This is a genomic window from Pseudomonas sp. FW305-25, from assembly GCF_017351415.1.
Taxonomy (GTDB): Bacteria; Pseudomonadota; Gammaproteobacteria; order Pseudomonadales; family Pseudomonadaceae; genus Aquipseudomonas; species Aquipseudomonas chlororaphis.
Genome location: NZ_JACNDE010000005.1, coordinates 132,804 through 145,278, shown reverse-complemented (window position 1 = coordinate 145,278; position 12,475 = coordinate 132,804). Strand labels below are relative to the sequence as shown.

11 protein-coding genes are annotated in these 12,475 nt (G+C 66.5%); 8 read left to right on the top strand and 3 right to left on the bottom strand.

Annotation, left to right across the window (positions count from 1 at the left end; translation table 11 throughout):
* The first annotated feature begins 28 nt into the window (after positions 1–28).
* The 5 genes from hpaD (at position 29) to hpaI (ending at position 4,437) form a co-directional block, all read left to right on the top strand.
* Entirely contained in the window at positions 29–886 is an 858-nt protein-coding gene (gene hpaD, locus J4E58_RS07370; protein ID WP_087090589.1) for a 3,4-dihydroxyphenylacetate 2,3-dioxygenase, read from the top strand.
* A gap of 90 nt (positions 887–976) precedes the next feature.
* Positions 977–1,366, top strand: a complete 390-nt coding sequence (locus J4E58_RS07365; protein ID WP_087090587.1) for a 5-carboxymethyl-2-hydroxymuconate Delta-isomerase — start codon at positions 977–979, stop codon at positions 1,364–1,366.
* Between the two features lie 145 nt (positions 1,367–1,511).
* Positions 1,512–2,819, top strand: a complete 1,308-nt coding sequence (locus tag J4E58_RS07360) for an MFS transporter (protein ID WP_087090585.1) — start codon at positions 1,512–1,514, stop codon at positions 2,817–2,819.
* A 2-nt stretch (positions 2,820–2,821) separates the two neighbouring features.
* The gene (gene hpaH / locus J4E58_RS07355; protein ID WP_087090583.1) at positions 2,822–3,625 is read left to right on the top strand and encodes a 2-oxo-hept-4-ene-1,7-dioate hydratase; all 804 of its coding nucleotides are present in this window, start codon (positions 2,822–2,824) and stop codon (positions 3,623–3,625) included.
* 11 nt (positions 3,626–3,636) lie between these two features.
* Positions 3,637–4,437: a 4-hydroxy-2-oxoheptanedioate aldolase gene (gene hpaI / locus J4E58_RS07350; RefSeq protein ID WP_087090581.1), complete on the top strand. Its 801-nt coding sequence runs from the start codon at positions 3,637–3,639 to the stop codon at positions 4,435–4,437.
* A gap of 172 nt (positions 4,438–4,609) precedes the next feature.
* Here hpaI and J4E58_RS07345 read toward each other — a convergent pair whose 3' ends face one another.
* Positions 4,610–5,752, bottom strand: coding sequence for a glycerate kinase (locus J4E58_RS07345; RefSeq protein ID WP_087090579.1), 1,143 nt, complete (start codon positions 5,750–5,752; stop codon positions 4,610–4,612).
* Between the two features lie 248 nt (positions 5,753–6,000).
* Positions 6,001–7,128: a sugar diacid recognition domain-containing protein gene (locus tag J4E58_RS07340; protein ID WP_087090577.1), complete on the bottom strand. Its 1,128-nt coding sequence runs from the start codon at positions 7,126–7,128 to the stop codon at positions 6,001–6,003.
* Positions 7,129–7,309: 181 nt separating this feature from the next.
* On the opposite strand from J4E58_RS07340, the gene J4E58_RS07335 reads away from it, so the two are divergent.
* Positions 7,310–8,620, top strand: a complete 1,311-nt coding sequence (locus J4E58_RS07335; RefSeq protein ID WP_087090575.1) for an MFS transporter — start codon at positions 7,310–7,312, stop codon at positions 8,618–8,620.
* A 215-nt stretch (positions 8,621–8,835) separates the two neighbouring features.
* On the top strand, positions 8,836–10,737 hold the full coding sequence (locus J4E58_RS07330) for an acyl-CoA synthetase (RefSeq protein WP_087090573.1): 1,902 nt from the start codon (positions 8,836–8,838) through the stop codon (positions 10,735–10,737).
* Between the two features lie 258 nt (positions 10,738–10,995).
* On the opposite strand, the gene J4E58_RS07325 is transcribed toward J4E58_RS07330, so the two are convergent.
* On the bottom strand, positions 10,996–11,406 hold the full coding sequence (locus tag J4E58_RS07325) for a hypothetical protein (protein WP_007921777.1): 411 nt from the start codon (positions 11,404–11,406) through the stop codon (positions 10,996–10,998).
* Between the two features lie 161 nt (positions 11,407–11,567).
* Here J4E58_RS07325 and J4E58_RS07320 point away from each other — a divergent pair, with 161 nt between their 5' ends.
* Positions 11,568–12,467 carry a LysR family transcriptional regulator gene (locus tag J4E58_RS07320; protein WP_087090571.1) on the top strand — a complete coding sequence of 300 codons (900 nt, stop codon included), beginning with the start codon at positions 11,568–11,570 and terminating at the stop codon, positions 12,465–12,467.
* The last annotated feature ends 8 nt before the right edge of the window (positions 12,468–12,475 follow it).

Sequence of the window (12,475 nt, the reverse complement as noted above, 5' to 3'; positions counted from 1 at the left end):
AACAATAAGATGTTTCAGGAGAAGCACCATGGGCGAAGTCGTCATGGCCGCCAAGGTCTGCCACGTTCCATCGATGTACCTGTCCGAACTGCCGGGCAAGCACCACGGCTGTCGTGAAGCAGCGATCGCCGGGCACAAGGAAATCGCCCGTCGCGCCCGTGAGCTGGGGGCCGACACCGCGGTGGTGTTCGACGTGCACTGGCTGGTCAACAGCGGTTACCACATCAACTGCGGCGAGCACTTCAAGGGCACCTACACCAGCAACGAACTGCCGCACTTCATCAAGAACATGGACTACGACTACCACGGCTGCCCGGAACTGGGCGAGCTGATTGCCGCCCAAGCCAATGCCGCCGATGTGCGCACCCTCGCCCACAACATCCCCAGCCTGGAGCTGGAGTACGGCACCCTGGTGCCGATGCGCTACATGCACATGGACGTACCGCCGGAGCAGCATTTCAAGGTAATTTCCATCGCCGCCTGGTGTGCCTGGCACAAGCTCGAAGACAGTTTCACCTTCGGCGCCGCGGTGCGCCGGGCCATCGAGAAGAGCGACCGCAAGGTCCTGGTGCTGGCCTCAGGCTCCTTGTCGCACCGTTTCTCCGACGACCGCGAGGCCGAAGCCAACATCCACAACTGGACCCGCGAGTTCGACAAACAGATGGACCTGCGAGTGGTCGAGCTGTGGCAACAGGGGCGTTTTCGCGAGTTCTGCTCGATGCTCCCGGACTACGCCGAGCACTGCTTCGGCGAAGGCCGGATGCACGACACCGCCATGCTCCTGGGCCTGCTCGGCGGCCCCGAATACAACCGGCCGGCGGAAATCGTCACCGCGCCTTTCGGCAGCTCCGGCACCGGCCAGATCAACGCCATTTTTGAGATTTGAAGCAGCGGCAAGCTGCAAGCCACAAGCCGCAAGAGGGTTATCTTGCCGCTTGCAGCTTGTAGCTTGCCGCTGCCTCCAAAGGAGGCCCCTATGCCGCATTTCATCGCTGAATACACCGACAACATCGAGCAAGCCGCCGACCTGCCAGGGCTGTTCGAGAAGGTCCATGACTGCCTCGGGGCCAGCGGCGTGTTTCCGCTGGGTGGTATCCGCAGCCGCGGCGTGCGCCTGGACACCTGGCGCATGGCCGACGGCAAGCACGACTACGCCTTCGTCCATATGCGCCTGCAAGTCGGCGCCGGGCGCGACCTGGCGACAAGACGCAAGGTCGCCGAGGACCTGTTCGAGATCATCAAGGCGCACTTCGCCGAGCTCCAGGCCCAGCGCCTGCTGGCGCTGTCGTTCGAAATGAGCGAGCTGGATGCCGAGCTGAACTTCAAGCACAACAACGTGCATGAGTTTCTCAAGCGGCAAGCGTGACCTGTAGCCGCTGCCGCAGGCTGCGATAAGGCCGAAGGCCTTCAGCGAGCTTGAAGTCGCTGCGGCCGTCCCGGCCGATCGCAGCCTTCGGCAGCGGCTACAGAGTCCGTGCCCTATCGACAAGAACAATAAAAGAGACCCGCCCATGTCCAGCTCGACCCTTGCCCTGCCCAGCGCGGTGGAGACCAACGACACCTATCGCCGGATCACCTGGCGGCTGATGCCCCTGCTGTTCACCTGCTACATCTTCGCCCACCTGGACCGCATCAACATCGGCTTCGCCAAGTTGCAGATGACCCAGGACCTGGGCTTCAGCGACAGCGTCTACGGCTTCGGCGCCGGCCTGTTCTTCATCGCCTATGCGCTGTTCGGCGTGCCCAGCAACCTGGCTTTGGACCGGGTCGGGCCGCGCCGCTGGATCGCCACCTTGATGGTGGTCTGGGGCCTGCTGTCCAGTGCCATGCTGCTGGTGGACAACGCCGCCGGCTTCTACCTGTTGCGCTTTCTGCTGGGGGTGGCCGAGGCCGGGTTTTTCCCCGGCATCCTGGTGCTGCTCAACCGCTGGTTCCCGGCCAGCCGCCGCGGCCAGGTGACCGCGCTGTTCGCCATCGCCGTGCCCATGGCCGGGGTGATCGGTGGGCCGCTGTCGGGCTGGATTCTCGAAAGCTTTCACGACCTGGGCGGGATGCGCGGCTGGCAATGGATGTTCCTGATCGAAGGCCTGCCGGTGGTCCTGCTCGGCCTGGTGGTGCTCAAGGCGCTGCCGGAAAGCATCGACAGCGTCGCTTGGCTGAGTGCCCCACAAAAGCAGCAACTGCACGCGGCCCTGAGCGAGGAGGAACAGCACAAGCCGATCACCCGCTTCGCCGGCATCCTCCAGGACAAACATATCTGGCTGCTGGTGTGCATCTATTTCGCGGTGATGCTGGCGGTCAACACCATCGCCTTCTGGATGCCGACCCTGATCCACCACGCCGGCATCGCCCGCGACAGCCGCGTCGGCATGCTCAGCGCCCTACCGTACCTGGCCGGCTGCCTGTTCATGATCGGTGTCGGCCGTTCCTCCGACCGCCTGCGCGAACGGCGCTGGCACCTCGGCGTGCCACTGCTGATGTCCAGCCTCGGCCTGATCGTCGCAGGCGTCGCCCCGGACAACGCCTGGCTGGTGATGGCCGGGCTGCTGGTGGCCGGCATGGGCGCCAGCGCCGCGCTGCCGATGTTCTGGCAACTGCCGCCGGCCTTTCTCGCCAGCAACACCCAGGCCGCGGGAATCGCCCTGATCAGCTCCTTCGGCAGCATCGCCGCCTTCCTCGCGCCCTACCTGATCGGCGTGGTCCGCGACGCCACCCAGAGCGCCAGCCTCGCCCTGTATGCCCTGGCCCTGCTGATCGCCTTCGGCGCCTGGCTGGTATTGCGGGTGCCAGCTCTTATCGTCAATCCCCAGGAGAAATAACCATGCTCAGCCTTTCGGACATCCAGCAGGCCGCCGCCCGCCTCGACGCCGCCGAACGCAATCGGGAACAGATCGCCCAGCTGTCGCTGGAGTTTCCCGGCATCACTATCGAGGACGCCTACGCCATCCAGCGCAGTTGGGTGGAACACAAGATCCGCGCCGGGCGCAAGCTGGTCGGGCACAAGATCGGCCTGACCTCGCGGGCCATGCAGGTGTCGTCGAACATCAGCGAACCGGACTTCGGCGCCCTGCTGGACGACATGCTGTTCGAGGAAGGCAGCGACATTCCGTTCCAGCGCTTCATCGTGCCGCGGGTCGAGGTGGAACTGGCGTTCATCCTCGGCAAGCCGCTCAAGGGCCCGAACTGCACGCTGTTCGATGTGCTCGACGCCACCGAATGGGTGATCCCGGCCCTGGAGATCATCGACGCGCGCATCCAGCAGGTCGACCCGCAAACCCAGGTTACGCGCAAGGTGTTCGACACCATCTCCGACAACGCCGCCAATGCCGGGGTGGTCATGGGCGGCCGCGCGGTGCGCCCCAACGATATCGACCTGCGCAAGGTGCCGGCGGTGCTCTATCGCAACGGCGTGATCGAGGAGTCCGGGGTGTCCGCCGCGGTACTCAACCATCCGGCCAAGGGCGTGGCCTGGCTGGCCAACAAACTGGCGGCCTACGACGTCGGCCTGGAGGCCGGGCAGATCATCCTCGGCGGTTCCTTCACCCGCCCGGTGGCGGCCCGCCCCGGCGATACCTTCCACGTCGACTACGATCAGCTCGGCAGCATCGCCTGCCGTTTTGTCTGAGGAGAACGCTCATGCAACTGCCGATCAATCATTTCAAGCAACGCCTGCGCCAGGACGCGCCGCAGATCGGCCTGTGGCTGGGCCTGGCCAATGCCTATTGCGCGGAGCTGGCGGCCAACGCCGGTTTCGACTGGCTGCTGCTGGACGGCGAACACGCGCCCAATGACCTCAACAGCCTGCTCGGCCAGTTGCAGGCCATCGCGCCCTACCCGGTGCAAGGCATCATTCGCCCGCCGGTGGGCGACACCGCGCTGATCAAGCAACTGCTGGACATCGGCGCCCAGACCCTGCTGATCCCCATGGTCGAAAGCGTCGAGCAGGCCCGGCAGCTGGTACGCGCCATGCGTTATCCGCCCGCGGGCATCCGTGGTGTCGGCAGCGCCCTGGCCCGGGCCTCGCGCTGGAACAGCATCCCCGGTTACCTGGACCAGGCCGATGAGCAGATGTGCCTGCTGCTGCAGATCGAGAACCTCGAAGGCCTGGCCAACCTGGATGCCATCGCCGCCCTGGACGGGGTCGATGGTTTGTTTATCGGCCCGGCCGACCTCTCGGCGGCCATGGGCCATCGCGGCAACCCGGGGCATCCCGAGGTGGTCGCGGCGATCGAGGACGCCATCGCGCGCATCCGCAAAGCCGGCAAGGCGGCCGGGATCCTCAGCGCCGACCGGACATTGGCGCAGCGCTATATCGAGCTGGGAGCGAACTTCGTCGCCGTGGGAGTGGATACCACGGTGCTGATGAAGGGCTTGCAGGGCTTGCTGGGGCAGTACAAGGAGGTGGCGACGCCTACCTCGGGTGGCGGGGTCTACTAACCCCTGTAGCCGCTGCCGAGCCCCGCGAGGCTGCGATCGGTCGCGCAGCGGCCGCAACGGGGCCAACGCGGTTATCCAGACCCAAAGCAATCACAGGTTTTGCGCCTGCTGCGCAGTCGATCGCAGCCTCGCGGGGCTCGGCAGCGGCTACAGGTCTGCGCCCGCAATGGCCTCAACCCTGGCGCGCCGCCAGGCGCCAGACCCGGGCGATGTCCGCCGCCCTGTCGCGCAACAAGCGCGGCGCCTCGGCACAGGCCTGCTCCAGGGTCATGGGGCCAGAGGCCAGGGCAAAGGCCGCATCCACCCCGTGCTCATACATCTGCTCGTAGCCCTCGCCCAGGGTCCCGGCGATCACGATCACCGGCACCTGGTGCTGCTTGGCGATGCGCGCCACGCCAAAGGGGGTCTTGCCGCGCAGGGTCTGGGCGTCGAAGCGACCTTCGCCGGTAATCACCAGGTCCGCGCCCTGCACGGCTTCGGCCAGCCCCACCAGCTCGGCCACCACTTCCACCCCTGGACGAAACCGCGCGCCGAGGAACGCCTTGGCGGCGAACCCCAGGCCACCGGCGGCGCCGCTGCCCGGTTCGTCGCGCACGTCCTTGCCCAGCACCCGCGCGGCCTGGTCGGCGAACTGGCCGAGGGCGCGGTCCAGTTGTTCGACCTGCTGCGGCGACGCGCCCTTCTGCGGGCCGAAAATCGCCGAGGCGCCGTGAGGACCACAGAGCGGGTTGTCGACGTCGGCGGCGATCTCGAAACGCACCTCGGCCAGGCGTGGATCGAGGTGGCTCAGGTCGACCCGCGCGACCCGCGCCAGGGCCAGGCCGCCCAGGGGCAAGGCCTGGCCATCGCGATCCAGCAGGCGCACGCCCAGCGCCTGCAAGGCACCACTGCCGGCGTCGTTGGTGGCGCTGCCGCCGATGGCCAGGATCACCCGCCGCGCGCCGGCATCCAGGGCCGCGCGGATCAGCTCGCCGGTGCCGAGGGTGCTGCTGGTACAGGCATCGCGCTGGCCCGGCGGCACCAGTTGCAGGCCACTGGCCTCGGCCATTTCGATGATCGCGGTGTGGCTCTGCGGCAGCCAGCCCCAGCGCGCCTCCACCGGTGCGCCCAGCGGTCCCTGGACCCGGGTGGTACGCAACTGGCCCTCACAGGCATCGAGGATCGACTCCACGGTGCCTTCGCCGCCGTCCGCCATCGGGCACTGGATCAGCTGCGCGTCCGGCCACACCCGCGCCAGGCCGTCGGCGATGGCGCTGGCCACGCCAGAGGCACTCAGGCTGTCCTTGAAGGAGTCGGGGGCGATGATGATTTTCATGGGCTATCTCCGGTTCTTATGGCGCCCATGCTGCCAGTTGGCAGCGACCTTGACCCCGGTCCGCTGCACAAGTGTGGGGCGGCTTTATTGTTCATTTTCACAATAGCTGCATCGCCCGCGTCTGTAGCCGCTGTCGAGCCCTGGCGAGGCTGCGCACGACCGCGCAGCGGTCGCAGAACCGCGCCACACCGATAGACACGGGGCGCTGCCCCGATCGCAGCCTACGGCAGCGGCTACAGGGCCTGGCATTACAACGGGGATGGCTCGGTCTGCGGCAACAACTGCACCCCCAGGTACAGCGCCAGCATGCCGTCGAGCTTGAGCGGGTCGACGCCGCTGAGCTCGGCGATGCGTTCCATGCGGTAGCGCAGGCTGTTGCGGTGGATGCCCAGGGCGTCGGCGCAGGCCTGGCTCTGGCCGTCGTGATCGCACCAGCTGCGCAGGGTCGCCAGCAGCTGGCCATTGGCATCCTTGGCGATGACCTTGCGCAAGGGGTTGAGCAACTCGTCCAGGGCATCGTCATTGCGGTGGCGCCAGAGCATCACCGGCAGGCGGAAACGATTGAGGGTCAGCAAGCGCGACTGGGGCAGCACATCACGGCCATAGGCGAGCAAGTCGCCGACCCGCCGGTAGCAACGGCGCAGCCCCGCCAGCCCGTCGGCCTGGCCGCCCACGGCGATGCGCAGGATGTTCCAGCCCAGGCTGTCGAGTTTCTCCAGCAGCCGTGGGTTGTCGACGCTCAGGGTCGCCGGCCGGCACCACAGCAACGAGGACTTGGCCGAGCTGACGCACCAGCTGTCCGGGTAACGGGACATCAGCCAGGTACTCAGGGCCTCGACGGTCTGCGCCCCGCCCTCCTGGGGCTGGCCCAGTTCGAACAGATAAGGCGTGCGCGGCAACTGCGGCTTGAGGCCCATCTGCTGCGCCTCGTCCACCAGCCGCGGCGAATCCCCACTGTCGCTGAGCAACAGCGCCAGCAAGTCGTCGCAACGCTGGCGGCGCCATTGCTGTTCGGCCTGCTGGTGGCGCTGGCCCACCAGCATCTCGGCGGTCATGCGCACCAGCTCGGCATAGGTGCGCAGCAGTTCCGGCTCGCCGGTGATGCCCAGCACGCCGATCAACCGCTGGTCGTGCAGCAGCGGCAGGTTGATCCCCGGTTGCACGCCCTTGAGGTGCTTGGCGGTCTGCGCGTCGATCTCCACCACCCGGCCGTTGGCCAGCACCAGTTGCGCGCCTTCGTGGCGGGTATTGATGCGCTCGGGCTCGCCGCTGCCAAGGATCAGGCCCTGGCTGTCCATGACGTTGACGTTGTAGGGCAGGATGGCCATCGTCCGGTCGACAATGTCCTGCGCCAGGTCGTGATCCAGTTCGAACATAGCGGCGTATTCCTAGGAAAGCGGGCTCGGGGCGATGACAAAGGCTTGTTCACCGGCACAGGGGATGCCGGCAAAGCCTGTGCGCCGGCACAAAGACAGCGGCCCATGGGGTGACCGAGACTCTCGGGGCGATCAACGTTAACCTCGCATCGCAAAAAATCATAATAAAGAGAGACACGCCATGTCACAGAGCGCCGCTGCCACCCTGGCCACCGATGACGATAAAAACGCCGTCTACAAGCGCATCACCCTGCGCCTGATCCCCTTCATCTTTATCTGCTACCTGTTCAACTACCTGGACCGGGTGAACGTCGGCTTTGCCAAGCTGCAGATGCTCGATGCCCTGAAGTTCAGCGAAACCGTCTACGGCCTCGGTGCCGGGATCTTCTTCATCGGCTACGTGCTGTGCGGCGTGCCGAGCAACCTGGCGCTGAACAAGTTCGGCCCGCGGCGCTGGATCGCGCTGATGATGATCGCCTGGGGCACGCTGTCGACCTGCCTGCTGTTCGTCACCACCCCGACCCAGTTCTACAGCCTGCGCCTGCTCACCGGCGCCGCCGAAGCCGGCTTCTTCCCCGGCGTGGTGCTGTACCTCTCGCAGTGGTTCCCGAGCTTTCGCCGCGGGCGCATCATGGCCCTGTTCATGTCGGCGATCCCGGTGTCCGGCCTGCTCGGCAGCCCGTTCTCCGGCTGGATCCTCAACCACTTCGCCGCGGGCCAGGGTGGCATGGCCGGCTGGCAGTGGATGTTCCTGCTGCAGGGCATCCCCACGGTGATCCTCGGCGTCCTGGCGTACTTCCTGCTCAATGACAACTTCGCCCACGCCAAATGGCTGAGCCCGCAGGAACGTGCGCTGCTGGAAGCCGACCAGGCCGAAGACGCCGCGAGCAAGCCGCGCACCAGCGGCGACTCCCTGGCGGCGGTGTTCAAGAACCCGGCCATCTGGGCTTTCGGCCTGATCTACTTCTGCATCCAGAGTGGCGTGTACGCCATCAACTTCTGGCTGCCGTCGATCATCAAGAACCTCGGCTTCAGCGACAACCTGGTGATCGGCTGGCTCAGCGCCATTCCCTATCTGCTGGCGGCGCTGTTCATGCTGATGGTCGGTCGCTCGGCCGACCTGCGCCAGGAACGCCGCTGGCATTTGGTGGTACCAATGCTGATGGGCGCCATCGGCCTGGTGATCGCGGTCAACTTCGCTGCCAACCCGACCATCGCCATCCTCGGCCTGACCATTGCCACCATGGGCGCCCTCACCGGCCTGCCGATGTTCTGGCCGGTGCCGACCGCGCTGCTCAGCGCCGGCGCCGCCGCGGGGGGCCTGGCGCTGATCAACTCCATGGGCCAGATGGCCGGTTTCCTCAGCCCCTACATCGTCGGCTGGGTCAAGGACAGCACCGGCTCCACCGATGCCGCGCTGTACCTGCTGGCCGGTGTCATCGTCGCTGGCAGCCTGCTGGCGCTGCGCATGACCCGCACGCTGAAACGCTGAGCCATACCTCCGAGCCTGCCACCGGGCCTGCCCTCTGGCGGGCCCGGCTTCCCGGGACAAGCCGCGGGTTTGTCACCGCCTCGCTACAAAAAGCAACAGCCGACCTCAGCGCCCCCGTGGTATATCGGACAGACGTCCGGCCGCGGCAGTTTTCCATTGGCTGGATCGATTGATGACTCCCTCGCAGACCTTACCGAAGGAAGACCCACACGATCATGACCGCGCCCATCTCCCTCGCCCGCCTCAGCGATATCCAAGCCCTCGAACAACAACAGCCCCTGGCCCAGCGCAATCTTCCCGCCAGCACCTATGAACTGCTGCAACGCTCGGCCAGCCGTTTCGGCGAGCGCACCGCCCTGACCTTCCTGCCCCAGGGCAGCATCCAGGACCAGCCCTGGAACATCAGCTACGCCGAGTTGTTCGCCCAGGTCACCCGTACCGCCAACGCCCTGCACCGGCTGGGCATCCGCCCGGGCAAGGCGGTGTCGTTCCTGTTGCCCAACCTGCCGCAGACCCATTACGTGATCTGGGGCGGCGAGGCCGCCGGGATCGTCAACGCCATCAACCCGCTGCTGGAGCCTGCGCACATCGCCGAACTGGTCCGCGCCTCGCGCACCACGGTGCTGGTGACCCTGGCGCCCTTCCCCGGTACCGACCTCTGGCAAAAGGTCGCCAACCTGCGCGAACGACTGCCGGAGCTGGAGGCCATCGTCACCATCGACCTGGCCAACCTGCTGCCCGAGCCGCAACGCAGCGCGATCCAGAGCCAGCGCCCGGCGATGCCGGAAGACGTGCTGGACTTCGACAGCCTGCTGGCCGCCTGCCCCGCCGACCACCTGGAAAGCGGCCGGGCGATCCAGCCGGACGACATCGCCTCGTACTTCCACACCGGCGGCACCACCGGCACGCCGAAACTGGCGCCCCACAGCCACCTCAATGAAGTGGCGATGGCCGAGATCATTAGCCTGCACGGCGACTACGACAGCAGCGATGTGCTGCTCTGCGGGCTGCCGCTGTTCCATGTCAACGGCGTGATGGTCACCGGCCTGTCCGCCTTCCACCGCGGCGCCCGGGTGCTACTGGCCGGCCCCCAGGGCTACCGCAACCCGACCCTGATCAAGGATTTCTGGCAGTTGGTGGAGCGTTATCGGGTCAGCTGTTTCAGCGGCGTACCGACCATCTATGCGGCCTTGCTGCAGGTGCCCAACGACGGCATCGATGTCTCCAGCCTGCGTTTTGCCGTGTGTGGCGCCGCGCCCATGCCGGTGGAACTGATCCGTCAGTTCGAAGCGCGTTCGGGGCTGAAGATCATCGAAGGCTACGGCCTCACCGAAGGCACCTGCGCCACCAGTTGCAACCCCCAGGACGGCGAGCGCCGCCCCGGCTCCATCGGCCTGCGCCTGCCGTACTGCGAGGTCAAGATCGCCGTGCTCGACAACGACGGCCATTACCTGCGCGACGCCGCTACCGACGAACCCGGCAACGTCTGCCTGCGCGGGCCGACGGTGTTCAAGGGTTATCTGCAAGCCGACAAGAACCAGGGCCTGTGGCTCGACGGCGGCTGGTTCAACACCGGTGACCTGGGGCGCATCGACCGGGACGGCTACATCTGGCTGACCGGACGCAGCAAGGACCTGATCATCCGCGGCGGCCACAATATCGACCCGCAGATGATCGAAGAAGCCCTGCACCGCCATCCGGCCGTGGCCATGGCCGCGGCGGTGGGCAAGCCGGACATCAAGGCCGGCGAGCTGCCGGTGGTGTACGTCCAGCTCAAGGCTGGCGCCAGCGCCGCCCCGGCCGAATTGCTGGAGCACGCCGCGCGGCATATCCACGAACGGGCCGCGCTGCCCAAGGACGTCTGGCTGCTCGAGCAGATCCCCTTGACGGCCGTGGGCAAGACCTTCAAGCCGGCCCTGCGCCTGGACGCCATTCGCCGGGTGTTCGAAGACGAGGTGCGCCAGGTTGCCGAGGGTATCCGCGTCGAAGCCGTCAGCGACGATCGCCACGGGCAACGGGTGGATATCCATGTGCCCGGCCTGGATGCCACCCGCCGCGCGGCCCTGGAGCAGCGTCTGAGCAGTTATGCGGTGCGCTACCAGTTGCATTCGGCCTGAATTGCCGGCGGCCCCGGCCATCGGGGTCGCCGCGCTTCAAGGCATTCACCTGTAGCCGCTGCCGCAGGCTGCGATCGGTTTGGGCGGCACTCCGTGCGAAGCAGCCGTGACTGGAGAGAAGCCGTTTTGCTGACAGACCGCGTCATGGCTGATGGCGAGTCCTGCGGCCTCGATCGCAGCCTGCGGCAGCGGCTACAGTTTCGGCTTCTGCGCTGACGGACCAGATGCTTGCGACCCCCGTATTGGCGCGGCCATGTTTCAGGCCGGCGCGCCGCCATCCGCCGCATAGCGATACCCCGGATGCAGGTCGGGGCTCGCCGGTGCGTCCAGTTCCAGTACCAGGCCACCCGGTATCCGCACGAAAATCTGCCAGGTGCCGTCCTGCGGTACTTGCGCCACCTGATGCGGCAGGCCGCTGGCCTGGACCCGCTGCAATACCTGCGCGGCATCCTCCTCGGTCCTGAAGGCGATATGGCTAAGCGCGGTCTCGGCGAAAGTCGGTTGCTCGATCACGTGCACCAGCGCCTGCCCGTCCTGGTACAGCCAGCGTCCGGGAAAGGGAAACGGCGGGCGCCGTCCAGCCTGCAGCCCGAGCAGGGCCTGGAATGCCTGCTGCAAGGCATCGCCCTCGGCGGTGTTGAAGGCCAGATGGTCGAAGTGCCAGGTCATGACACACCTCCACCACCGATGACGGCGGAGCGATCCGGCAAGAACGTACTGAGCGTTTTCATGGGGTCACCCTGGTGCGATGGAAGTGACTGCATATTCTCAGCTTGATAATCGAGGAAAAATCCCGGTAAAACGCAAGGATCTTTAAAGGATTTTTAGCAATGAGCTCGATTCTCGACCTTGAGGTCTTCGTCCGTACCGCCGATTCCGGCAGCATTTCCGCCGCCGCCCGCAGCCTGGAATTGACCCCCGCCGCCGCCAGCATCGCCCTCAAGCGCCTGGAAACCCGCCTGGGCATGCGTTTGCTGGCGCGTTCGACCCGCAGCATGCGCCTTACCGAAGAAGGCCGGCGCTACCTGGACAGCGTGCGCGTGGCGCTGGCGGCCCTGGCGGAGGGCGAACAGGCGCTGAAGCAACAGAGCCAGGGCCTCAGCGGCGTGCTGCAACTGGCGGCGCCGTCGGACTTCGGGCGCAACCTGCTGCTGCCCTGGCTGGACGACTTCAAGCGCGAACACCCGCATATCCGCCTGCAACTGTTGCTCAACGACCGGCACAGCGACCTGTTCCGCGAAACCGTCGACATCGCCCTGCGCTTCGGCGTGCCCAGCGATTCCAGCCTGGTGGCGCTGCCGATCCTGCCGCGGCATCACCGGCTGGCTTGTGCCAGCCCCGATTACCTGGCGCGCCACGGCACCCCGCAGACGCCCGCCGAACTGGGCGAGCACAGTGCTCTGATCTATCTGCGCAATGGTCGCCCCTACAACAGCTGGCATTTCAGCCGCGACGGCGAGGTGCAGGAGGTCCAGGTGCGCGGCGACTACCTCAGCGACGACGGCGAAGTGGCGCGGCGCTGGGCCCTGGCCGGCCATGGCATCGCCTACAAGGCCTGGCTGGATGTGGCCAGCGATATCCGCGCCGGGCGCCTGGTACCCCTGCTCGGCGACTGGCAAGGCGAAAGCGTGCCGCTCAACCTGCTGTGCCCGCACCGTTTGCAGGTCTCGGAACGGGTGAAGGTACTGCAACGCTTTTTGCAGGCCCGCTGCCAGTTGCTGGCCGGATAATTCAGATT